Annotated in this window: 23 protein-coding genes; 20 read left to right on the top strand and 3 right to left on the bottom strand. The window is 71.6% G+C overall.

What is annotated here, in order from left to right:
* Positions 1-64: 64 nt before the first annotated feature.
* From CWC60_RS00645 to CWC60_RS00565, 19 genes are all read left to right on the top strand, one after another.
* Entirely contained in the window at positions 65-1,144 is a 1,080-nt protein-coding gene (locus CWC60_RS00645; protein WP_109792128.1) for a phage protease, read from the top strand.
* Positions 1,141-1,977: a hypothetical protein gene (locus tag CWC60_RS23815; RefSeq protein WP_206419693.1), complete on the top strand. Its 837-nt coding sequence runs from the start codon at positions 1,141-1,143 to the stop codon at positions 1,975-1,977. The genes CWC60_RS00645 and CWC60_RS23815 overlap by 4 nt, the downstream gene beginning before the upstream one ends.
* A gap of 17 nt (positions 1,978-1,994) precedes the next feature.
* Positions 1,995-2,888, top strand: a complete 894-nt coding sequence (locus tag CWC60_RS00635) for a Mu-like prophage major head subunit gpT family protein (RefSeq protein ID WP_109792127.1) — start codon at positions 1,995-1,997, stop codon at positions 2,886-2,888.
* Positions 2,889-2,899: 11 nt separating this feature from the next.
* Entirely contained in the window at positions 2,900-3,325 is a 426-nt protein-coding gene (locus CWC60_RS00630) for an HI1506-related protein (protein ID WP_109792126.1), read from the top strand.
* A gap of 166 nt (positions 3,326-3,491) precedes the next feature.
* Complete coding sequence (locus CWC60_RS00625) at positions 3,492-3,917, top strand: gp436 family protein (RefSeq protein ID WP_109792125.1); 426 nt, start codon at positions 3,492-3,494, stop codon at positions 3,915-3,917.
* Positions 3,917-4,435 carry a phage virion morphogenesis protein gene (locus tag CWC60_RS00620; RefSeq protein WP_109792124.1) on the top strand — a complete coding sequence of 173 codons (519 nt, stop codon included), beginning with the start codon at positions 3,917-3,919 and terminating at the stop codon, positions 4,433-4,435. The genes CWC60_RS00625 and CWC60_RS00620 overlap by 1 nt, the downstream gene beginning before the upstream one ends.
* Positions 4,432-4,863, top strand: a complete 432-nt coding sequence (locus tag CWC60_RS00615) for a phage tail terminator protein (RefSeq protein WP_109792123.1) — start codon at positions 4,432-4,434, stop codon at positions 4,861-4,863. Before CWC60_RS00620 ends, CWC60_RS00615 begins: the two co-directional genes overlap by 4 nt.
* Positions 4,860-5,054, top strand: coding sequence for a hypothetical protein (locus tag CWC60_RS00610; protein WP_109792122.1), 195 nt, complete (start codon positions 4,860-4,862; stop codon positions 5,052-5,054). Before CWC60_RS00615 ends, CWC60_RS00610 begins: the two co-directional genes overlap by 4 nt.
* Before the next feature lie 3 nt (positions 5,055-5,057).
* Positions 5,058-5,993, top strand: a complete 936-nt coding sequence (locus CWC60_RS00605; RefSeq protein WP_109792121.1) for a phage tail tube protein — start codon at positions 5,058-5,060, stop codon at positions 5,991-5,993.
* Between the two features lie 81 nt (positions 5,994-6,074).
* Positions 6,075-6,413: a hypothetical protein gene (locus CWC60_RS00600; protein WP_109796329.1), complete on the top strand. Its 339-nt coding sequence runs from the start codon at positions 6,075-6,077 to the stop codon at positions 6,411-6,413.
* A gap of 41 nt (positions 6,414-6,454) precedes the next feature.
* Positions 6,455-6,730, top strand: coding sequence for a DUF1799 domain-containing protein (locus CWC60_RS00595; protein WP_109792119.1), 276 nt, complete (start codon positions 6,455-6,457; stop codon positions 6,728-6,730).
* On the top strand, positions 6,727-9,618 hold the full coding sequence (locus CWC60_RS00590) for a tape measure protein (RefSeq protein ID WP_109792118.1): 2,892 nt from the start codon (positions 6,727-6,729) through the stop codon (positions 9,616-9,618). Before CWC60_RS00595 ends, CWC60_RS00590 begins: the two co-directional genes overlap by 4 nt.
* Before the next feature lie 8 nt (positions 9,619-9,626).
* A complete protein-coding gene (locus tag CWC60_RS23415) occupies positions 9,627-10,109 on the top strand; it encodes a hypothetical protein (protein ID WP_164516291.1) in 483 nt (160 codons plus the stop codon).
* Positions 10,109-10,639, top strand: a complete 531-nt coding sequence (locus CWC60_RS23410) for a DUF1833 family protein (protein ID WP_164516290.1) — start codon at positions 10,109-10,111, stop codon at positions 10,637-10,639. Before CWC60_RS23415 ends, CWC60_RS23410 begins: the two co-directional genes overlap by 1 nt.
* Before the next feature lie 4 nt (positions 10,640-10,643).
* Positions 10,644-11,129, top strand: a complete 486-nt coding sequence (locus CWC60_RS00580; RefSeq protein WP_109792117.1) for a hypothetical protein — start codon at positions 10,644-10,646, stop codon at positions 11,127-11,129.
* Positions 11,126-14,452 carry a fibronectin type III domain-containing protein gene (locus CWC60_RS00575; RefSeq protein ID WP_109792116.1) on the top strand — a complete coding sequence of 1,109 codons (3,327 nt, stop codon included), beginning with the start codon at positions 11,126-11,128 and terminating at the stop codon, positions 14,450-14,452. The genes CWC60_RS00580 and CWC60_RS00575 overlap by 4 nt, the downstream gene beginning before the upstream one ends.
* Positions 14,453-14,464: 12 nt before the next feature.
* A complete protein-coding gene (locus tag CWC60_RS00570) occupies positions 14,465-17,251 on the top strand; it encodes a hypothetical protein (RefSeq protein ID WP_109792115.1) in 2,787 nt (928 codons plus the stop codon).
* 11 nt (positions 17,252-17,262) lie between these two features.
* Entirely contained in the window at positions 17,263-17,433 is a 171-nt protein-coding gene (locus tag CWC60_RS23405) for a hypothetical protein (protein WP_164516289.1), read from the top strand.
* Positions 17,434-17,755: 322 nt separating this feature from the next.
* Complete coding sequence (locus CWC60_RS00565; protein ID WP_109792114.1) at positions 17,756-18,574, top strand: DNA adenine methylase; 819 nt, start codon at positions 17,756-17,758, stop codon at positions 18,572-18,574.
* A 203-nt stretch (positions 18,575-18,777) separates the two neighbouring features.
* Here CWC60_RS00565 and CWC60_RS00560 read toward each other — a convergent pair whose 3' ends face one another.
* From CWC60_RS00560 to CWC60_RS00550, 3 genes are read right to left on the bottom strand one after another with little or no spacing between them, the layout of a single operon-like run.
* Positions 18,778-19,248 carry a nuclear transport factor 2 family protein gene (locus tag CWC60_RS00560; RefSeq protein WP_109792113.1) on the bottom strand — a complete coding sequence of 157 codons (471 nt, stop codon included), beginning with the start codon at positions 19,246-19,248 and terminating at the stop codon, positions 18,778-18,780.
* The gene (locus CWC60_RS00555) at positions 19,193-19,960 is read right to left on the bottom strand and encodes an SDR family NAD(P)-dependent oxidoreductase (protein WP_109792112.1); all 768 of its coding nucleotides are present in this window, start codon (positions 19,958-19,960) and stop codon (positions 19,193-19,195) included. The genes CWC60_RS00560 and CWC60_RS00555 overlap by 56 nt, the downstream gene beginning before the upstream one ends.
* Positions 19,957-20,661 carry a DUF6134 family protein gene (locus CWC60_RS00550; protein ID WP_125182698.1) on the bottom strand — a complete coding sequence of 235 codons (705 nt, stop codon included), beginning with the start codon at positions 20,659-20,661 and terminating at the stop codon, positions 19,957-19,959. The genes CWC60_RS00555 and CWC60_RS00550 overlap by 4 nt, the downstream gene beginning before the upstream one ends.
* A 155-nt stretch (positions 20,662-20,816) precedes the next feature.
* Between CWC60_RS00550 and CWC60_RS00545 the strand changes: the two genes are divergently transcribed.
* Positions 20,817-21,794, top strand: coding sequence for an alpha/beta hydrolase (locus CWC60_RS00545; protein WP_109792110.1), 978 nt, complete (start codon positions 20,817-20,819; stop codon positions 21,792-21,794).
* Positions 21,795-21,815 lie beyond the last annotated feature (21 nt).

Below are 21,815 nucleotides of genomic sequence, written 5' to 3'. Positions count from 1 at the left end.
CGGGCCGTGGGGCGTAACCGTTACGCCCTTATCCGGCCGGGCCGGGAGCCGCACAGTCGGCCCCATGGATCGGCAATTCGCATACGGACAGCCCCAGCCCGTCACCGCCGCCGCCGAGGCGGCCGATGGTGGGGATTGGATCACGCTCTGGCCCGCCGGCGGGGCCGAGGTCGTTCCCGTCGACGGCCGCGGTTCCTGGCGGGTGACCGACGCGGCCAAGGTCGTCGAGACCTCGCTCGCCACGGCCGCCGGTCACGTCCTGCCCATCGACTTCGATCACGACATCCACAAGCCCCGGCCCGGCCGCACCGGCCGCGCGGTCGGCTGGATCGACCGCCTGGAGGCGGCGGAAGACGGCGCCATCCGCGGCCGCGTCGAGTGGACCGCCGAGGGCCGCGAGGCGCTGGCGTCCAGGGCCTACCGCTTCATCTCTCCGGCCTTCGGCACCGACAAGGCGGGCAACGTCACCCGCATCGTCGGCGCCGGTCTGGTCAATGTTCCCGCGATCCAGGAGCTGCCTGCGGTCGCACACGCCCAGGAGGACGACCCCACCATGACCAAGGAACAGCTGGCCGCGCTCCGGAAGGCGTTCGGCCTGACGGACGACGCCGACGCCGCCGCCATCGTCACGGCGGCCGATCAGCTCTCGACCTCGCACACCGCCCTGGAGACGGCCGCGGCCAAGGTCGCGAATGCCGCCGGCCAGGACGAGCTGACCGAGGCGGTCGCCACCGGCGTCGCGGCGAAGCTGCAGACCGCTTCCGCCGAGCCGGACCCGAAGAAGTACGTGCCGAAGCCCGCCTATGACGAGCTGGCGGCCCGCGTCGAGAAGCTGGAGACGGCGAGCGCCGCCTCCGGCGCGCAGGCCGCCGTCGAGGCGGCGACCAAGGCCGGCAAGGTCTCGCCCGCGCTCAACGAGTGGGCGATGAACTACGCCACCGCCGACCCGGAGGGCTTCGCCGCCTGGGCCGAGAAGGCCCCGGTGATCGTCGCCGCCGGCCGCGACCCGGCCATCGCCACCGCCGCCGCGCACACCGACAAGTCCGGTCTATCGGCCGAGGAGCTGCAGGTCGCGCGGTCGATGGGCCTCACGGCCGAGGCCTTCAAGGCCGCCCGTGACGAGAACGAGGAGACCAGCCAGTGACCGCGCTTTCCGCCGACCGCAACACGCCGCTGATGGAGGGCGTCTTCCACGACCTCCCCGTCAAGGCCGCGACCCTGATCCACGCCGGCGCCCTGGTGGCGCTCAGCGGCGCCTTCGTCCAGCAGGGCGCCACCGCCACTGGCCTGGTGGCCGTGGGCCGCGCCGAGGAGAGGGCCGACAACTCCGCCGGCGCCAATGGTGACATCACCGTCCGGATCCGCGAGGGCGTCTTCCGCTGGGCCAATTCGGAGGGCGGCGAGGCGATCGCGGTCTCCGAGATCGGCAAGGCCTGCTGGATCGTCGACGACCAGACGGTCGCCAAGACGAGCAATGGCGGCGCGCGCAGCCCCGCAGGCATCGTCACCGACGTGGACGCCCAGGGCGTCTGGGTCCGCACCGGGCCGCAGGTCCTGGTCAGCCCGGACGGCGCGCTGCTCGCCGCCAACGACCTGGGCGACGTCGATGACGCGGCCGCCGCGCGCGGCAATCTCGGCGCCGACAAGATCTTCCTCAACGCCAAGGCCGCGGATCTGAGCGGCACCGACGTCTACCGCCTGGTGGCGCCGCTCGCCGGCGACATCACGAAGTTCCGCTCGGTGCTCGACGGCGCCCTGGCGGACGGCGACGCGACGCTGACGCTCTCGATCAACGGCACGCCCGTGACCAACGGCGTGATCACGATCGCCGAGGCCGGCTCGGCCGCCGGCGACGTCGACGAGGCGACGCCCACGGCCGCCAACACCGTGGCCGCCGGCGACGTCATCGCCATCACCGTGGGCGGCGCCAACAGCGCGGCCCGGGTGGCCGACACCGTCCTCGAAATCACCTACTGAGCGGAGCTTCCAGCACCATGATCATCAACCGGGGCAATCTCGCCACGCTCTTTACGGGGTTCAAGGCGAGCTTCCAGAACGGCATTGGCCAGCACGAGCCGCAGTGGCCGCGGGTCGCCACCCGCGTGCCGTCGACCACTTCCGAGGAGGAGTATGGCTGGCTCGGCCAGGTGCCGAACCTGCGCGAATGGTTCGGCGACCGGGTCGTGCAGAACCTTCAGCAGCACGACTACTCGATCAAGAACCGGAAGTTCGAGCTGACCCTCGGCGTGCCGGTGGACCACATTGAGGACGACAAGTACGGCGTCTACGCGCCGATGTTCGAGGAGATGGGCCGCTCGGCCGCCGCGCACCCGGACCAGCTGATCTGGCCCCTGCTCAACGCCGGCTTCTCGACCGTCTGCTATGACGGGCAGTTCTTCTTCGACACCGACCACCCGGTGCTGGACGAGAACGGCGAGGTCCAGTCGGTCGCCAACACCGACGGCGGCGCGGGCACGCCCTGGTTCCTGATGGACGTCAGCCGGCCGCTGAAGCCGCTGATCCACCAGGTCCGCCAGGAGGGCCCGCTGGTCCGCCAGGACGCGCCCACCGACGAGCCGGTCTTCAACAGCGACGAATACAAGTACGGCATCAAGCACCGTCGCAATGTCGGGTTCGGCTTCTGGCAGTTCGCCTGGGGCTCCAAGCAGACCCTCAACAAGGCGAACTACAAGATCGCCCGCGAGAGCCTGATGGGGATGAAGGGCGACCATGGCCGGCCGATCGGCGTCATGCCGCGGCTGCTGGTCGTGCCGCCTTCGCTGGAAGGCGAGGCGCTGGAGATCCTCAACGCCGAGCGCGACGCCGCCGGCGCCACCAACGTCTACAAGGGCACGGCCGAGCTGCTGGTCGTGCCGTGGCTGGGCTGACGGAGATGACCATGCACGCCTACGAGAACAGGATCCTGGTGGTGACCGCGAAGCGGCCCGGCTTCCGCCGCGCCGGCCGCGCCTGGCCGGCCGAGCGGACCGAGGCGCCCGCCACCAACTTCCGGCCCGACCAGGTGGAGGCCATCCTGGCCGACCCGATGCTGGTCGTCCACCTGGAGGACGCGCCGGCGCCCGCGGACCCGCCCATGACCGAGACGGAGATCCACGAGAAGCTGCTCGACGTCTTCCCCGGCCTGGACCAGGCGAAGGACTTCACCCGGGACGGCACGCCGAAGGCGAAGTCCGTCGAGCGCATCGCCGGCTTCGCCATCCCGGCGGCAACGATCGCCACGTCCTGGGCCGCCTTCCGGGCGATGAAGGAAGGCGACGGCCAGGGTGGCAGCGACGGCGGCAACGCGGGCGGCGGCGGGAGCTGACGCCCGAGGAGATCCCGAGCGAAAGCTCGTGCTGAAGCGCGCCGGCCGGGCTGGCGCGTGGAGCGGGTGAGTAGGCCCGCCGGCGGGCGGACGCCGGCTGCGACGTCTGAGGCATGGGCGTGACAGGCCGGAGAGACGGCCACCTTTTTCTCACCGGGGCCGAGCCATGAGCTACACCACCAAGGCCGACATGACCGCCCGCTTCGGGGCCCGGGAACTGGAGCAGCTGACCGACCGCGACGGCCAGGCCGGCGCCATCGTCGACAGCGTCCTGGACAGCGCCATCGCCACGGCCGAGGCGGAGATCAACGGCTACCTGGTCAAGCGCTACACGCTGCCGCTGGCCGACCCGCCGGCGCAGCTGACCGCCTGGGCGGCCGACATGGCCCGCTACTACCTGCACGTCCACAGCGTCCCCGAGACCGTGCGCACCCGGCACGAGGCCGCGGTGAAGGGTCTGCAGCAGGTGGCCCGCGGGCTTCTCAGCCTGGGCGACGACGACGCCGGCGACAGCGCCGCGGCCTCCGAGGGCGCGCCCGAGTTCACCAGCCCGGGCCGGACCTTCTCGCGGCAGAGCCTGAAGGGCCTCTGATGGCGCTGCAGCTCACCATCGATGTCGACGGCTTCGAGCGCGCCCGGGGCGGGCTCCGGCGGCTCCGCCAGGCCGGCGAGGATCTCACGCCGATCATGCGTTCGATCGCGGGGCAGATGGAGAGCCACACCGTTGGGCACTTCGACACGGAGACCGCGCCGGACGGACGGCCCTGGAAGCCGTCGCTCCGCGCCCGCGCCGAAGGCGGCCGGACCCTGACCGACGCCGGCCGGCTGCGGCGCTCGATCACGAGTTCGGCGACCGCCGATACGGCCTCGGTCGGCACCAACCTGGTCTACGCCGCGATCCACCAGACCGGCGGCCAGATCCGCGCGAAGACGAAGAAAGGCCTCGTCTTCCGCATCGGCGGCGCCTGGGTGCGCAAGCGCGAGGTGACGATCCCCGCCAGGCCCTTCATCGGCCTTTCAACGGCGCTTCAGGAGGACATCGAAGGCATCGTCGTCCGCCGCCTCGACGCCGCCGCGGGCGGCGGGCCCAGCTCGGGAGCGGGGGCATGAAGATCCAGCCCGTCATCGATCACCTGAAGGCCGTCGGCCTCGGCTATCTCGACATCGGCGGCGCCGCGGAGCTGGGCGAGGTGCTGGAGAACGCGCCCCGCCTGCCGGCGCTGTTCATCGTGCCCACCGGCGAGACCCGGACCGGCGGCCGCGAGACCGGCCCGAAGCTGCGCCAGCGAATCACCTACGCGTTCTCGGCCGTCTCGGTGGTGCGCAACGTCGCCGGCGGCACCGGCGCGGCCGGGAATGACGAGCTGGCCGATCTCCGCGACGGGCTGATCGGCGCCCTGGTCGCCTTCCGCCACCCGGCCGGGCGCAACAATCCGATCCCCGTCTCCGGCCGCCTGGCCGAGCTGACCGACCGCATCCTGATCTTCGAGGACGCCTTCCGCTTCGACGGCGTCGAGACCCGCGAGGTGACGTCATGACCGAGACCACCCGCCGCCGCGGCGGCATCTACCGCCGCGAGGCCGACGACAAGCCGGCGCGCCTGGTGAAGGGCAGCCGCACCGCGCCGCCCGCCGATCCCGCCCACCGGATCATGGCCGAACCCGCGCCCCGGCCGATGACCGAACCCGCGCCCCGGCCGAAGCCGGCCGCGGCGCCCAAGGAGGACTGAGCCGTGCCCTATGATTACGACGAGTACCTGATCCTGGCGAAGACCGAGGTGACCGAGGGCACGGACCCGACGCCGGCGATCGGCGACGCCGTGCTCTGCGTCGGCAGCCCACAGTGGAACCCGCTGGCGGCGAGTTACGGCGACCGGGAGCTGGTCGACGGCCGTGCCGGCGCCAAGAAGCAGTTCGTCGGCGCGCCGCACGCCACCCTCGGCCTTTCCGTCGAGCTCGCCGCCGGCGGCGACGACGCCGCGCTCGATACCGTGCCCCACTGGGCGGCGCTGCTGCTGGCCTGCGGCTTCGCCCAGACGGTAACCGCCGACACCAAGGTCGACTTCCAGCCGGTCTCGGCTGACTACGGCTCGGTCACGATCCATCCCAACATCGACGGCGTCGACGGCCGCCTGCTCGGCGCGCGCGGCAACGCGGTGATCGAGGGCCGCGCCGGCCAGGTGCCGCGGATCAACTTCCAGATGCTGGGCCTGCGCCAGGCAATCGCCGCGGCGGCGCAGATCTCCGGCTCGCTGCCCGCCTTCGCAGAGGGCCTGCCGGTGGGCGCGGTCGAGACCACGATCACCATCGGCGGCGAGGCCATGCGCGTCTCCGAGTTCTCGATCGACTGCGGCCGCCGGCCCAGCTTCGACGACATGGCGGGCCATCGCGGCGTGCGCATCAACCGCCGGCGGATGTCCGGGCGGATCAGCCTCGACCTGCCGACGATCGGGACCAAGAACCTGGTCGAGGAGGCCGCGGCCGCCGGGACGCAGGCGATCGTCATCACCCACGGCGCCAGCGGCGGCGACATCGTCGAGATCACCATGCCGGCGGTGCAGATCAAGACGGGCCAGTTCACCGACCGCGACGGCGTACTGGCAATGCCGCTGGACCTGCAGATCACGCCCTCGTCGGGCGACGACGAGATCACCATCACCACGAAGTAGGAGGCTCCGCTGTTCACCCTTTCCGAGCGCGAGACGTTCTCGTGGCCCGTCGCCGTGCCCGCCCCCCAGGCGGACGGCACCATGGCCTTCCAGGAGTTCACCGCCGTCTTCGAGCGGCTGCCGGTCGACGAGGCCGAGCCGCTGGCGAAGGAATCCAACGCCGCCTTTCTCGGCCGGGTGCTGGTCGGCTGGACCGAGGTCCGCGACGCGGACGGCGCCGATATCGAGTTCTCGGACACGGCCAAGGCGCAGTTCCTGCGCCACATCCCCGCCGTCCAGGCGGCGGTACTGGCCTACTGGCAGGCGCTGTCGGGCCGGGAGTACGCCAGAAAAAACTCCGCGAGCTCGGCCGGCGCTTCGCCGGCGGCCGGGCGCGGCGCAGCTCCTCGGCGATCCGCCAGGCCGAGCGATGGGGCCTGAGCGAGGACCAGCTGGAGCGCCTGCGGCGGCGGCGCCCCGAGATGGCGGCGGGACTGCTGGTCCTGCCGGCCTCGGCCGGCCCGGCGATCGAGCTCTTCGCCCTGGTCCAGGGCCAGTGGCGGCAGCTCATGCAGCTCATTCCCGCCGGCGCCGGCTTCGTGCCGCTCTCCCGTCCCGCCGCCCTGGACTACGCGGCGGTCGAGGCGGCGGCGCGCATGGCCGGCATCGAGATGACGGCGGCGCGGTTCGGCGATCTCCGCGCGCTGGAGGCGGGCGCGGTTTCCGTCTTCGCCGAAGCGGCGGGAGGTAGCGGATGACCGAGTACCGCGTCGGCCTGACGCTCACCGCCCGGGATGCCGGTTTCACCGGCGCCACCCGCGAGGCCGAGGCCGGGCTGGAGCGGCTGGACCGCTCCACCGACCGCGCCGCCGAGGCCCAACGCGGCTTCGAGCGCGCCACCCGCTCGGCTGCGGCCGAGCAGCAACGCATGGCCCGCTCCGGCGTCGAGCTGGAGCGCGCGGTCCGCGGCGTGGTCGCCGCCCTGGCCGCCTTCGGCGCGCTGCGCGTTGCCCGCTCGATCGCCGAGACCGGCGTCGCCGTCGAATCCATGACGAACGCACTGGCGGTCGCCACCGGCTCGGCGGAGGCCGGCGCCGACGCCATGGCCTTCGTGCGCGCCGAGGCCGACCGCCTCGGCCTCTCGCTCCGGCCGGCGATCGAGAGTTTCACGGCGCTGGCGGCCGCGACCCGGGGCACGGCGATCGACGCCGGCCAGACCCGCGAGATCTTCACCGCCGTCTCCGAGGCCATGGCCGTGCTGGGCCGGTCGTCGAACGAGACCGAGCGCGCCCTGCTGGCGATCCAGCAGGTGATCTCCAAGGGCAAGGTCTCAGCCGAGGAGCTGCGCGGCCAGCTGGGCGAAGTCCTGCCGGGCGCCTTCCAGGTCGCCGCCAGGGCCATGGGCGTCTCGACACAGGCGCTTTCGGATATGCTGGAGCAGGGCGAACTCTTTTCCGACGACTTCATCCCGCGCTTCGCCCGCCAGCTGCGGGCCGAATTCGCCGATGGCGTGACCGGAGCCGCCGAATCGGCGCGCGCGGCCTTCAACCGCTTCGGCACGACGATCTTCGACCTGGAGGTGGCGCTGGCCGAGGGCGGCTTCCTCGACGCGGTCACCGAATCGGCGCAGGAACTCGCCGTCGTCCTGCGGGATCCGGCCGTGGTCGACGGGCTCTCCACCGTCGCCTCCGCGATCGGCGACATCACCGTTTTCGCGGCGCGCAACCTGGAGACGATCGCGGCGCTCGCCGCCGGCTACGCCACCGCGCGGATCGCCACGGCCGGCTTCGCCGCCGCGACCGGCGGCGCGGCGATCGCCATGCGCGGCCTCAACGTCGCCATGCGGTCGAACCCAATCGGCCTGGTCGCCGGCGTGGCCGCAACAGCCGCCGCGTCGATGATTGACCTCGGCGGCGACACGGACACCGCGACCGAGGCCATCGAGCGACAGGCCCGCGCCCTCGGCCGGCTGACCGACAACAGCCGCGCGGCGGCGCTGGAGACGGCGGAACTCCGCCTGCAGGGACAGCGTCTTCGGGAGCAGGCGCTCACGGCGGAGCTCGACAGCCTGGCCGCCGACCTGCAGGCCCGGGAAGAAGAACGGCAGCTGCTGCAGCGGAGCCAGCCCAACAACCTGGCGCTTGGCCTCGTCCAAAGTCACCAGCGCCAGGGTGATAGTGAGGACATCGACCACGCCCGCGCCGAGCTGGAACAGCTCCAGAGCAGCATCGCCGCCACCCGCGCCGAGATTGAGCGGCTGAAGTCGGCGGAGACGAAGGCCGGCAGCGGTGACGACGACCCGCCGGGGCGCGCGCCGAAGAAGAACCCCTTCGCCGACGCGATCGCGGACGCCGAGGCCGAGCTGGCGGCGATCGAGCGTCTGCGCCGCGCCCGCCAGGTCTCGCCGGACTTCGAGCGGCTGACCGCGATCGACATCGAGGCCGAGCAGCAGACAGCCCGCATCGTCGAGCAGGCGGCCGACGCGAAGATCGAGGTCACGCGCCGCCAGGCCCTGGAGCTGGAGGCGCTGGTCTCGGAGCTGCTGCTGGCGCAGCAGGCCGAGCGCGATCATGCCAAGGCGACCCGCGAGGCCGCCCGCGCGGCCGAGGAGACCGCCCGGCTGCACGAGCAGACCACCGACGACATCTCCCAGCGGCTCGACCAGCTGGCGCCGAGCTTTGAGCGCGCCGCGGCCGCCGCCGACCGGTGGCGGGACGAGGCCCTGGCCGGGCTGGACGAGACCGCGGCCGGCTATGCCGAGTTCGCCGCCGACGTCGAGCGCATCCATGAGGGGATGCTGGCCGAGGCCTATCGCGAGGATCTCGACCGGCGCACCGACTGGGCCGCCGGCATCGAGCGCGCCATGGCCGAGGCGGAGGCCGTCCAGGGCGACTGGGCCGCGGTCTCCGAGGACCTGTTCGACCGCGCCACCCGCTCCGCCGAGGACTTCTTCGTGCGCCTGGTGCAGGGCAAGGCCTCGCTCTCCGACTTCGTCGATTTCGCCGTCGCCGAGCTGGCGCGGCTGGCCTTCCAGATGTCGATCAGCCCGATCCTGCAACAGGGGCTGGGCGAGCTGGGGCAGATCTTCGGCAGCCTGTTCGCGCCGTCCTTCGGGCCCGGCGCGGGTGGGTCGCTGGGCTCGGTCACCGGGGTGACGCCGCTGCACGAGGGCGGCGTCGCCGGCCGCGACGGCCAGGCGCCGCGGACGCTGCCGGCGGCGCTGTTCCGCACCGCGCCGCGCTATCACGAGGGCACGGCCGCCGCGGGCCTCGGCCCGCGCGAGGTGCCGGCAGTGCTGCTGGAAGGTGAGCGGGTGCTGACCGAGGCGCAGCAGGCGGCGACGGCGCGGACCATCTCCGGCCTGGCCGAGAGCCTGCGCGCCATGGCGGCGGTCTCGTCCGGCCGGGCCGAGGTCGCCGGCGGCGGCATGAACGTCGAGATCCACAATCACCTGGGGGGCGAGGCCGAGGCGAAGGCCAGCCGCACGCCTGACGGCGGGCTGCGCATCGACTTCCTGCGGCGCCTGAAGGACGACGTCTCCGGCGACATCGCTGCCGACCTCCGCTCCGGCCAGGGCCCGGTCTTCGCCGCCATGCGCGACGGCGGCCTGCCCATGAGCCTGCCCCGGCCGAGGGCCAACCCGTGAGCGCCCCGGTGACATGGCCGGCCGGCGTGCCCTACACGCCGTTCCGCGAACCGCTGCAGCTGCAGCCCATGACCTCGTTCAACGCGGTCGAGATGGACCAGGGCTGGACCGACCGGGAATCGCTCTTCACGGTCTCGCCGGCCCGCTACCAGGTCGAGATCGAGACCACGCTGCGCCAGTTCGAGATCCTGAAGGGCTGGTGGCGGCTCAATCTCGGCCGCGGCGCCCGGACCTTCCTGATGCCGGTCTGGACGGGCGAGGCCTATGTCGAGACCGAGTGCCGCATGGCCGTCGAGCCCTGGCGCGCCGGCCAGCCGGACGGCGACCGCTGGATCGCCGCCGTCCAGATCGAGATCCTCGACCTGCCGACGCCCGAGGCCGACGTGCTGGCGGCGATGCAGATCGCCGAGGTCATGGGCGCGGCCGGCATCCAGGCGCTGGCCGATCTGGCCGAGCTGGTGCACAGCGATTACCCGGCGGCGGTGGCCTGATGCCGGCCTTCCTGACAGACGCCGAGCGCGCCAGCCTGGCGATCCGCGAGCACGAGGCCTCGCTGCCGGCCGGCGAGGTGGAGCTGGTCACCCTGGAGTTCCGCCACCCGGCGCTGAGCGAGCCGGTACGCGTGGTCAACGACCGCGTCGGCCACCAGCTGACCCTGGAGGCGACGGCGCCCGCGAACCCGGGCGAGACCGTGACCTTCCAGCGCTCGGGCTTCCAGCTGACCTGGCCGGCGACCAAGCGCGACCGCAGCCCCGAGATCGAGCTGGAGGCGATGAACGCCAACGCCGCGCTGGAGCGGGTGCTCGACCTGACGCTCGCCTCCGACGCCGCCGTCGAGCTCACCGTCCGCTCGTATCTCTCGACCGACCTCACCGGCCCGGCCGCCATCGTCGAGGGCCTGGAGATCCGCGAGAGCCTCGCCACCGACCGCGCCGTCCGGGCGCGCGCCGGCATGTTCAACTGGGAGCGGGCCGCGGGGTTGATCTACACCCGCTCCAGCCACCCGCTGATCGGGGGCTGAGGGGATGCTGAACCGTTCGGACTCCATTCGCTTCGTCCGGCCGCTGATCGGGCTGCCCTGGGAACGCGGCGCAGCCGGGCCCGACGCCTTCGACTGCGGCAGCTTCACCGCCTTCGTCCAGCGCGGGATGATGGGCCGCGAACTGCCCGTCAGCCTTGCCGACTATGGCGACCTCGTCTCGGCCGCCGCGCTCCGCCAGGCCATCGCCGACGCCGAGCTGGACGCCGCCTGGCCGGTGGTGACCCGCGCCGAGGGCGAGGAAGCGGCGCGGCTCGCCACCACCGCCGGCTGGCGCCATGGCGACGTCGTCGTCTTCCGCCGGGGCGCGTTCTGTCATGTCGGCACCTGGACGGCGCTGGGCCAGGGCGCGACGGGGCTGCTGCACTGCGCCCGCTTCGACGGCGTGGTGCTGGAGCCCTGGTCGACGGCACGCGCGCGCAGCTGGACCTCGATCGAGGCCTGCCGCCCGGCTGCGGAGGCGAAGCCGTGAACCCGCTTCTGACAGGCCCCCTGCCGGCGAACGGCGTCCGCGTGGTGATCGCGAAGGATCCGCTCCGGCCGCTGCTGGGCGCGGAGGTGCGCCAGCTGCCGACCGGGATCACGGCGGCGACAGCGCTGATGCTGCTGGACGACGCAGCCCCGGCCCGGCCGCTCTGCTGGAAGGGCGCTTCGGCGCTGCTGCGTTCTCACCCGCTGACGGGCGAGAACGAGTGGGAGACCGTCCGCTTCCTCGCCGGCGACGTGCTCTACGTCACGCCGCCGCCGCCGGCCGATAGCGAGGGCGGCTCCAATCCCATCGCCATGGTGGCCATGATCGCCCTGATGGTGGTGGCGCCCTATGCCGGCGCCGCCATGTTCGGCGCGGGCACCTTGGGAGCGGCGGTCGCGACCGCCGTGATCTCCGTCGCCGGCGGCTTCCTGATCAACGCCCTGTTCCCGCCGTCTGCGCCCGCCGCGCCGCCGCCGCTGCCGGGGCCGGGCGAGGCCTTCCGCGCCACGCTGTCGGGTCAGATCGTCCGCGCCGGCGAGCGCATCCCCGAGCTGCACGGCACGGTCCGCTTCGCGCCGAAGTGGATCGCGCCGCCCTATGGCGAGTTCGCCGACAACGAGCACCTGGTCTTCGCCCTCTACAGCCTCGGCAGGGACAAGGTCCGCCTCGACCGCCTGGAGTTCGAGGACACGGTGATCTGGACCGAGGCCGATGGCGTGACCACCGCTGGTGGCGCGCTGGAGATCGAGATCGTCGAGCCCGGCGACCCGGTGACGCTGTTCCCCGCGGCCGTCACCAGCTCCTCCGAGCCGGCCGGCACCAAGCTCCGCGCCGAGAACGAGCTGGAGGGCGGCGAGACCACCGACGACCTCTTCCTCGGGCCCTTCGCCGCCTGCCCGGCCGGCCAGGTCGCCGACCGCATCGGCGTCGACATCGAATGGCCCGGCGCGCTGTTCAAGACGGTCTCTAACCGCATCCGCCAGACCACGGTGACCTGGCGCGTCGAGGCGCGCGAGATCGACGACAACGGCGACCCGGTCGAAGGCGCGTCGTTCGAGCTGCTGGGCGCGGAGAGCTTCACCGCCGGCACCACGACGCCGCAGCGGCTCTCGAAGCTCTACGCGGTCGACCGCGGCCGCTACGAGGTCCGCGTCCGCCGCACCAACAACACGGTCGGCACCTCGGCCGCCTCCGACCGCACGGTCTGGTCGGGGCTGAAGGGCTTCGTTCCCTCCGACCAGGTCTTCGACGACGAGACGGTGCTGGCGATCCGCTTCAAGGGCACGGCGGCGACGGCGCAGAGCCGGACGCTGTTCGCCACCGCGACTGGCATCCATGAATACTGGGACGCGGGCGCCGAGGAATGGGTCGAGGGCCCGACCGCGGCGATCGAGGCGGCGGCGCGCCACATCGCCCAGGACGACCGGCAGGCCGGCCTCGCCGACCACCGCGTGGATCTGGCCACGCTGCAGGCGCTGGCCGAGACCTGGGCGGCGCGCGGCGACACGTTCAACCATCTCTTCACCGGCGATGCGACGCCCTGGGAGGAGCTCACCGCCGTGCTCCGGGCCGGCCGGGCCCAGCCGATCCGCATCGGCGCGGACCTCACCTTCTGGCGCGACGAGCCGCAGCCGATTCCGGTCGCCGCCTTCGCGCCCCACGACATCGTCCGCGGCTCGCTGCAGATCCGCCGCCTGCACGTGACCAGCGAGGACGCCAACGCCGCGCGGGTGCTGTTCACCGACGCCGCCGGCGTCGAGCGCGACGTCATCGCCGCCCTGGACGGCATCGCGCCCGACCGGGTCGCCGACGTCCGCTTCACCGGCATCGACAACTTCCCCCAGGCCTGGCGGGAGGGCGTGACCGAAGCGGCGGCGCACCGCTTCCGGCGGCTGTTCGTCACCTTCTCCGCCCTGAAACGCGGGCGCTTCCTGCGCCGCGGCCAGAAGATCGCACTGGCGCACTACCGGCCCGCCTGGGGGCAGAGCGCCATGGCGACCGGCCTCTCGCCGGATGGGCGGACGCTGACGCTCGACGAGCCGTTCGCCCTCGACGCGGAAGGCGGCGACCATGTCATCGGCCTGGTGGCGCCGGATGGCGAGCTCTGGGGCCCTGTGAAGGCGACGGTCGGCGCGCACGAGCGCACGCTGGTGATCGACGCCGCCGACCTGGCCGCCTATCTCGCCGAGCCGGCCCAGGGCCGCGACTATCACGCCAATCCGAAGGACTGGATCGCGCTCAAGCGCGACGGCCGGAAGCCGACCCGGGCCATGTTCGGCAAGGCGGACCAGGTCTGGCGGGAGCTGCTGATCCTGGACACCGAGCCCCGGCCGGACGGCACGGTCGCCATCGCCGCGGTCGTCGACGATGCCCGCGTCCACACGGCCGAGACCGACACCGCCCAGCCCGAGGAGGTCGCCGCCGCCGGCCTCGGTGCGAACTCGTCGTCGCCGGTCTGGCTGGACGTGAAGATCGCGCTCCGCGATCTCGGCGACGCCCGGGAGATGACGCTGGTCGGCCCGTCGGCGCCGGGCGCGGTGCTCTACCGCGCGCGCTTCCGGGCGGACGGCGGCGACTATGCGGAGCTCACGCCCTCGGCCGCGCCGGAGCTGAAGGGCATCGTGCCCGACGTCGACGACACGCTGGTGGTCGAGTACTGGGCCGAAGGGCCGGGCGGCGAAGGCACACGGATCGTGCGCAACATCTCCGACCAGGTCACCCCGCCGGATGCGGTCGATGCCGCGAGCTTCGCCCTCACCGAGCTGTCGAACGGCGATCTCGACTGGACCTGGGACACGGTGGCCGGCGCGGCCTCCTACGACGTCGAGTTCCTGGGCGGCGCCGCGGCCGACAGCCTGAGCCTGAAGCGCACCGAGATTGCCGCCGCCGGCGCCGCATCCTGGACGGCCGACGAACAGGCCGCGGACGGTGGGCCGTTTCGCACAGCGCGCATCCGGGTGCGCAGCGTCGGCTCCGGCGGCGTCGCCAACCCGGCCGCCGACACATACGCCAACCCGGCGCCCTCGGCGCCCACCGGCTTGTCGGCAGCCGCGATCGACAAGAACACCGGGTCCGTCTCCTGCGACCCGGTGGGCGACGCCGACGTCCAGGGCTATGTCGTCGCCTTTGCCACCTCGCCCTTCGGCCCCGGCGGCGGCTCAAAGAAGACCGGGGCTGGTCCCTCGATCACGCTCACCGGCCTCTACGGCGGCAATACCTACTACGTCCGCATGGCCGCCCATGACGGCACACTCACCGGGCTCAACTGGACCGGTCAGACGAGCTTCTTGACGCCTGCCCTCAACCCGGGCGAAGGCCCCTGATCGGAGGAAACCATGGCCACCGACTACAGCCAGTTCATCCCGCTGCTCGCCCAGGCGATGCTCGATCTGCAGAAGCTGAACGACATCGTCCACGGCGACGCCTCGGCCACCGTCGAGACCGACGCCGGCACGGTCGACAGCCTGGCCAAGGCGATCGCCGCCATCACCGCCCTGGCCGGACCGGTGCACGACGACTTCACCGGCGACGGGGTGGAGACCGACTGGACGCTGTCGACGACGCCCAAATCGGCCGATGCGCTCATGGTCTTCGTCAACGGCGTGCCGACGCGGGCGTTCACACTGGACGGGGCGACGCTGACCATCGACCCGGCGGTGACCGACACCCACAAGATCGAGACCATCGACTTCAGCTCGACCGCCGCGATCGACGCCGCTGACCTGAAGGCCGTGGCGGACACGATCGCCGACATCTCCGCCGTGGCCGCGGATCTGGCCGGCGACGACACCATCGGCCAGGCGCTGACCAAGGCCGCCGAGGCCGCGGCCAGCGCCAGCGCCGCGGCAACCTCGGAGACCAACGCGGCGACTTCCGAGACGAACGCGGCAGCCAGCGCCAGCGCCGCGGCGACCTCCGAGACCAATGCGGAGGTCTCGGCGATCACCGCGTTGACCGCGAAGATCGATGCACAGGCCGCCCAGACGGCGGCGGAAGCCGCCCAGGCTGCCGCTGAGGCAGCCGTGGGCTGGGACACCTCCGTCACTCTCGAGGCGTACGCCGCCGCCGGAGACGGCGTGACCGACGACAGCGCGGCGTGGAACAGCGCGGTCGCGGACGCCCATACCAACGGGAAGACCCTGATCCTCGACGGGCGCTCGTACTACATTCCGAACGCGACGACGCAGGATCTCACGACCGAAGTGACGGTCGTCGGCATCGGGAACTCGAAGCTCCTCGGTGGCAGCGGCGGCCCGGTCCTGTTCAGGCCCCTCTCGGCGGGATTGCGCTTCTGGAACATCTACACCGAGAACATGGCGCTCATCGACAATTTCAATGAGCTGACCGGGAACATCGATCTCATCGACATCCGGGGCTGGCGCTACAGCAACGGCGCGCAGTTCTCGGCGAGGCTCAGGGAGGACTACAGCTCCGGGTACTATCTCACGACGCTCCGCCTCCTCGACATCAGCGGCACCGGCGGCCTCGGCGGTCTGTCCTTCTCGCTCGCGGTCAAGTACGCGGACGTGGACGACTACGATGTCCGGGACATCTCCGTCCCCAACAGCGACGACCACTTCGACGGCGACGACATGATCAACTCGGGCTACGGGGACGGTCTGTTGATCGGCGACGACGACCCAGACGCGCAGGATCTGTGTGTCCGCTGGTCCATCGGTCGGGTCGCAGTGGCCGGCATTAATGACGCCCGGGTGCAGAAGAACAGTGGGCAGGTCGCGTCCTGTGACGGCGTCCGGCTGCTCGGCCAGAACATGCTCATCGGCCAGCTCCTGATCGAGGGCGTCACCAGCTACTATCGGTCCGACACGACCGCCGTATACTTCAAGGGGCAGAACTCCAGCGTCGGCCAGATTCTCACGATCAACGCCGGGCATCACGAGGCAAGCGTCGTGTTCAAGGGCGCACGCCGCGTCGCCGGATCACAGGCCAAGGGCTTCAACATCGACGTCGACAAGATCAAGCTCTTCGCCGACGACGGTGAGGACCGGGCCGCGGTGTACTTCGGGACCGACGACATCCGTGTCGGCTACCTGTCGGTCGAGGGCTACGGCGGTGACATCGAGGACCCGGACGACCCCGGCGTCCGTTTGCAGGGCTCCGGCGCGCTGGTGTACTGCGAGGCGTCGGAGTCCGAGCGGCTCCAGATCGACGGCTACTCGTTCTACAACTGCTCGGTCGGCGGCACTGCGGCTGCGGTCCGCCTGTTCACGTTGCAGGGCTACAAGGAGATCAGGATCGGGGTCGGCTACATCGACGGGGTCTCGAACGACAACCTGTTCTCGACGCAGACACCGTCCGACGATCCGACGCCGTATCCGATCCTGCACGTCTTCCACTGGGTGGAGACGACCGTGGCCGCGCGCCTGATCTCCATCGGGCCGGTCAACGCGCGGAACTTCTCGGGCAACGGTTCGGACGTCCGCCTGATCACGATGGGCGGGTCGGTCGACCTGGACCGCCTCGTCGTCCATTCGCCGATCTGCGACGCCACGGTGAACGACGGGATCACGCTCAGCTCGGGCGCGGACCCCGTCAGCGCGATTGACCACTTCGAGCTGATCGGGGGCGACCTGTCCGCTTGCCCGGACAACCAGCTCGTCGAGGGCATCACGCCCGGGACCAGGCGCATCTTTGGCTGCAAGGGCGTCTACGTCGATCCGACTGTGGTGGCGGACATCGCCGGCGGCTCGCAGACGATCAACCACTCCGGGGTCGAGCGCCTCGAGTACCTGAACGGCGATGTCGGCGGCTGGAGTGACACGGACCACGACTTCACCGCCGCCGAGGCCGGCGTGTACCTGATCGACATCTACACGTCGGTCCGTCCCGACACGGCGGAGGACGTGCTCTGGACGCTCGAGGCGGTCAAGTCGAACGGGGCCGAACCGACCCCGACCGAGAACGTGATCGCCAGGATGAAGACACTCGTCGCCCAGCGCGCCTCGACGGCGGACCACGAGAGCCTGCACGTCTCCCGGGTCTTCGAACTGGCCGTGGGCGAGAAGCTCTTCGGCCAGCTCAGCCATGACAGCGGCACGAACAAGGTGCTGCCCGGCGGCACGGCAGCCGAGAACTTCATCCAGATCACGAAGCTCTCGTAGGAGGCCGGATCATGCAGACCTGTTACCTCCGTTTCGGCGCCGGCGCCGACCTGCGGACAGCCTTCGACGCCGCCACGGCGCTGAACGCTCCGCGCACGCCCTGCACGCCCCAGACCCTCGACCACTGGGCCTGCGTCGCCCGGCCGACAGAGTGGCGGCGGTGGGGGAACAGCGATGGGTGAGAACACCGCGATCGCGGAGCCATGTGATCTCCCGTCGTGGCCGACGGGGGCCCGCATGAAGCTACCGGCGCGAGCCAGGGCGTGGGGGCGCCCCAAGGCTGCAAGTGGCCAGTTGCAGCTGACCCGTCACCCCGCTGGGGGCAGGCGCATTCTGTCGCTCAGCGATGATCAAGTCCATCCACGTCGCCGGAAAGGCCGGCGGGGGCCGCGGTGTTGACGCACCGCGAACCGGGCGAGCTGACACGCCCACGACCGCAACCGGCCGCTCTGCGGCCGTCCCGCCACCCCTGCAGGGGCGGGGCGATAGTGAAACCCGAGGATCATGGAGTCGAATCCAAACGCTCTCTCGCCCGTCGACCCGGTGCGGCCCGTCGCGCCCTATGTCGGCGGCAAGCGCAACCTGGCCAAGCGCCTGGTCGCGCGCATCAACGAGACGCCGCACGACGGCTACGCCGAGGTCTTCGTCGGCATGGGCGGCGTCTTCCTTCGCCGCACGGCCCGGCCGAAGGTCGAGGTGATCAACGACCGGAGCCGCGACGTCGCCAACTTCTTCCGCATCCTCCAGCGCCACTACACGGCCTTCATGGAGATGATGCGCTTCCAGGTCACAACCCGGGCTGAGTTCGAGCGGCTGTCGGCCACCGATCCGGCGACGCTGACCGACCTGGAGCGCGCCGCGCGCTTCCTCTATCTCCAGCGCACGGCCTTCGGCGGCAAGGTCGCGGGCCGGAACTTCGGCGTGAGCTCCGGCCATGGCGGCCGCTTCAACGTCACCACGCTGGCGCCGATGCTGGAGGACGTGCACAGCCGCCTCGCCGGCGTGGTGGTCGAATGCCTGCCATGGCGGGCCTTCATCGAGCGCTACGACCGGCCGGGCATGCTGTTCTACCTCGACCCGCCCTACTGGGGCAGCGAGGGCGACTACGGCACGGATCTGTTCGGCCGCGAGCAGTTCGCGGAGATGGCCGAGGCACTCGGCCGACTGAAGGGTTGCTTCCTGATGTCCATCAACGACACGCCGGAGATCCGGGAGCTCTTCGCCGGCTTCGCCATCGAGGAGGTCACGACGACGTACACGCTCACCAAGGGCCGTTCCCGACCGGCAGCGGAGCTGATCATCTCCGGCGGTGCTCCACCCTGATTCGGGAGAGGTCTATCAACGGTCTCTGAGGCGGCTATTATCGCCCGCTGAGAGGCGGCTAAATGTGCTCCAGATTCAAGCGGCGAGGACTCCGGAAACATGTGGCGCGCTACAAGGATCCAACCCCTCCCCGTCCCTCCCCCTGGCAGGGGGAGGGTGGCCCGCGTCAGCGGGTCGGGTGGGGGGTCGATCCTCCGAAAGGCTCAGTGCTGCGCGATGCGGCGGCGGATGCGGCGCAACACCCAGCCGAGGACGGGCAGGCGTTCGTAGAATTGCCCGGCGGCGTCCCAGTAGTCGAGATGTTCGCGGACGCGCCCCTCGGCGTCGAAGCGGATCACGCTGACGCCGTGGACGATCCAGGGCTCGCGCCCCAGCGCCCTGACGGAGCCCGACATGGTCCAGCGCACCATGCCGGTGTCGGCGGCGGTCATGCCCTTCTCGTCGACGCTCAGCGCATAGTCGCGCATGCCGTCGAACATGGCGGCGAAAACCCGGCGCAGGTCGTCCAGGCCGCGGAAATCGCTGAAGGGATCGGCGAAATGCACGTCCTCGGCGTAGATCTCGCCGAGCCGGCCGACATCCGCCGCGGTCATGCGCTCGAAGAAGGCGGCGAAGCGATCAAGCCTGGCGGCGTCCGCGGGTGGCCCGGCGGATGAGGGGGAGAGCGAGTCCATAGGGCAGGCACCTCAGCGCTTTCATGATCAGGACGAAGGGGAGCGGGAACGCGACCTCGAACCGGCCGTCCAGCACGCCGTCGGCGAGGGCGCGCGCCGCCTTGTCGACGGGCATCAGGAAGGGCATGGGAAAGTCGTTCTTCGCCGACAGCGGCGTCTCGACGAAGCCCGGCACGATGATGCCGAAATGCACGCCCTTCGGCTTCAGCTCCGTGTGCAGCGCCTCGGCCATGTTGATCAGCCCGGCCTTGCTCATCCCGTATGCGGAGGCCATGGGCAGGCCGATATAGCCCGACAGCGAAGCGGTGGGATAGATCCTGCCCGCGCCGCGCGCGGTCATCCGCGCCAGCAGCGGGCGCAGCGGCCGCGCGACGCCCATCACGTTGACCTCGAAGGTCTGCGCCAGCGCCTCCGGGTCGAAATCATCGACCGTCATGGGCCGGTAGATGCCGGCGTTGAGGATGGCGATGCCGATGGGGCCGAGGTCCCGCTCGACCGCCTCGATCACCGCCGTCATCCGCGCCTCGTCGGTGACGTCACCGGGCCAGGCCGTGATGTCGCCCAGCAGGCCATCGGCCTCCGCGGCCAGTTCCTGCAGCCTGTCCTCGCTGCGCGCGGTGGCGGCGACGCGGTAGCCGCGGCGGGCGAATTCCAGCGCCGCCTGCCGCCCCAGCCCCGAACTGGCGCCCGTAATCCAGACGATGGCGCTCATTCGCGGGCCATCCGGGGGCCGTTGACGCACTGCACGCAGCGATAGTCGATGACGCTGCCATTCTCCCTGAAACGCAGTTTCACCCAGCGGCCGTCCCCGTCGTACCAGACGTCGATGTCGCGCAGATCGCCGTCGAAGCGGTAGCGGGTGGCCTCGACCGGTCCGGCGTTGGTGGCGACCCGCTCCTGGCCGACGCGGCTGACGCGCACCTCGGCGACGTCGCCGGTCAGCGTGTTGATCAGCCGCGAGCCGGTCACCGCGCCGGGATGCCAGTGATTGCTGGGAAAGACGCCCTGATCGGTGGTCTCGGCGCCGTCCGGGCCGCTGACCACCAGCCGACCGTTCCGGCGGTCGACCCGCACCGTGCGGCGGTCGCCGTCGTCATTGGTGCTGGCCGTAAGGTCGAGCAGCGCACCGTCGCGCCAGGACGCGTCCGAGCGGTAGTCGAAGCGGAACACGGTGAAGCCGATCATCTTGACCGCCGCGTTGAACTGCGCCCTGACCCCCAGGTTCCCGCCGTCGCGCGTGAAGCGGACGACATGCTGGCCGATCCGGTCCTCGCCGCGATAGACGTCGAAGACGATGCGCTCGCCATAGGCCTTCAGCGGGTCGAAATCGGCCGGCGCCGCAGCCGCCGCGGGCCCCGCCGGCGCAAGCGCGAGCACCAGGGCGGCGGCCAAGCTCTTCATTCCGGACGGCACGATGGATACTCCTGCGGCGCGCGGGGATCTGATCCCGCATATGCGAAGCCTACGCGCCGGCGCAAGGCGTGGATCACGGGCCCTGTCGGCCTTGCCGCCGCGGGCGGCGCGTGGTCTGCTGGCCGGAGAGCTTTCCCCGCCCGCCGGACCGCCGAATGAAGCCGCTCCTCTACGTCCTGCTCGCCATCGTTCTGCTGCTGGCCCTTGCCTTCCTGCTGGGCGCGCGGGAGCGGGTGCGCACCGCCATCGGCTTCCGGCCTGCGGACCTGGGCGCCGATCCGGCGGCGGCGCTCGCGGCGTCCGAGGCGCGCTTCCGCGACATCCGTGCGGGCCAGGCCAGGGAGATCGTCTGGCGCGACCCGGCGGCGCCGGCGCGCACCGAATGGGCGGTGGTCTACGTCCATGGCTTCTCGGCCAGCAAGGCGGAGATCCGTCCCGTCCCCGACCGCATCGCCGCGGCGCTGGGGGCGAACCTGTTCTATACCCGGCTGGCCGGCCATGGCCGCACCGGCGCGGCCATGGCGGAGGCGGAGGCCGGCGACTGGCTGGATGACGTCGCCGAGGCCCTGGAGGTCGGCCGGCGCATCGGCGAGAAGGTCATCGTCATCGCCACCTCCACCGGCGCCACCGCGGTGACCCATCATGCCGTGACGGGCGATCACATGGCTGGCGTCCGGGCGCTGATCTTCGTCTCGCCCAATTTCGGCGTCCGCTCGAAGGCCGCCGCCGCGCTCACCCTGCCGTGGGCGCGCCGGCTCCTGCCGCTCGCCTTCGGGCGGGAGCGCGACACGGGCGCCGAGAATGACGAGGTGGAGCGGCACTGGCAGACGCGCTACCCGACCGTGGCGCTGCTGCCCATGGCGGCGCTGGTGAAGCACGTCGCCGCGGAGGACCACGGCCGGGCCGGGACGCCGCTGCTCGTGTTCCACTCCCCCGACGACAAGGTGGTCGATCCGGCGGCGACGCGGCGGGTCTTCGACCGCTGGGGCGGGCCGAAGCGCTGGATCGACGTGCCCGGCGCCGCCGGTCCCAGCCATCATGTCATCGCCGGCGATATCATGAGCCCCGCGACAACGGAAGAGGTCGTCGACGCCGCACTGGACTGGCTGGACGCCACAGCGGGTGCGCGCTGAGCGCGGCCGGGCTTGACCGCG

Origin of the sequence: Minwuia thermotolerans (genome assembly GCF_002924445.1) — a bacterium.
GTDB lineage: Bacteria > Pseudomonadota > Alphaproteobacteria > Minwuiales > Minwuiaceae > Minwuia > Minwuia thermotolerans.
This window is presented reverse-complemented; position numbering and strand designations above follow the sequence as displayed.

Excerpts from the sequence above, each read along its gene's own strand:
- CWC60_RS00610 (WP_109792122.1), top strand. The coding sequence starts at position 4,860 with ATGACCGAGACCACCCGCCGCCGCGGCGGCATCTACCGCCGCGAGGCC.
- CWC60_RS00545 (WP_109792110.1), top strand. The coding sequence starts at position 20,817 with ATGAAGCCGCTCCTCTACGTCCTGCTCGCCATCGTTCTGCTGCTGGCC.
- CWC60_RS00600 (WP_109796329.1), top strand. The coding sequence starts at position 6,075 with ATGGCCTTCCAGGAGTTCACCGCCGTCTTCGAGCGGCTGCCGGTCGAC.
- CWC60_RS00590 (WP_109792118.1), top strand. The coding sequence starts at position 6,727 with ATGACCGAGTACCGCGTCGGCCTGACGCTCACCGCCCGGGATGCCGGT.
- CWC60_RS00555 (WP_109792112.1), bottom strand. The coding sequence starts at position 19,960 with ATGAGCGCCATCGTCTGGATTACGGGCGCCAGTTCGGGGCTGGGGCGG.
- CWC60_RS00630 (WP_109792126.1), top strand. The coding sequence starts at position 2,900 with ATGCACGCCTACGAGAACAGGATCCTGGTGGTGACCGCGAAGCGGCCC.
- CWC60_RS00615 (WP_109792123.1), top strand. The coding sequence starts at position 4,432 with ATGAAGATCCAGCCCGTCATCGATCACCTGAAGGCCGTCGGCCTCGGC.
- CWC60_RS23410 (WP_164516290.1), top strand. The coding sequence starts at position 10,109 with ATGCCGGCCTTCCTGACAGACGCCGAGCGCGCCAGCCTGGCGATCCGC.
- CWC60_RS00620 (WP_109792124.1), top strand. The coding sequence starts at position 3,917 with ATGGCGCTGCAGCTCACCATCGATGTCGACGGCTTCGAGCGCGCCCGG.
- CWC60_RS00560 (WP_109792113.1), bottom strand. The coding sequence starts at position 19,248 with ATGGACTCGCTCTCCCCCTCATCCGCCGGGCCACCCGCGGACGCCGCC.
- CWC60_RS00635 (WP_109792127.1), top strand. The coding sequence starts at position 1,995 with ATGATCATCAACCGGGGCAATCTCGCCACGCTCTTTACGGGGTTCAAG.
- CWC60_RS00595 (WP_109792119.1), top strand. The coding sequence starts at position 6,455 with ATGGCGGCGGGACTGCTGGTCCTGCCGGCCTCGGCCGGCCCGGCGATC.
- CWC60_RS00625 (WP_109792125.1), top strand. The coding sequence starts at position 3,492 with ATGAGCTACACCACCAAGGCCGACATGACCGCCCGCTTCGGGGCCCGG.
- CWC60_RS00580 (WP_109792117.1), top strand. The coding sequence starts at position 10,644 with ATGCTGAACCGTTCGGACTCCATTCGCTTCGTCCGGCCGCTGATCGGG.
- CWC60_RS23405 (WP_164516289.1), top strand. The coding sequence starts at position 17,263 with ATGCAGACCTGTTACCTCCGTTTCGGCGCCGGCGCCGACCTGCGGACA.
- CWC60_RS00565 (WP_109792114.1), top strand. The coding sequence starts at position 17,756 with ATGGAGTCGAATCCAAACGCTCTCTCGCCCGTCGACCCGGTGCGGCCC.
- CWC60_RS00570 (WP_109792115.1), top strand. The coding sequence starts at position 14,465 with ATGGCCACCGACTACAGCCAGTTCATCCCGCTGCTCGCCCAGGCGATG.
- CWC60_RS00645 (WP_109792128.1), top strand. The coding sequence starts at position 65 with ATGGATCGGCAATTCGCATACGGACAGCCCCAGCCCGTCACCGCCGCC.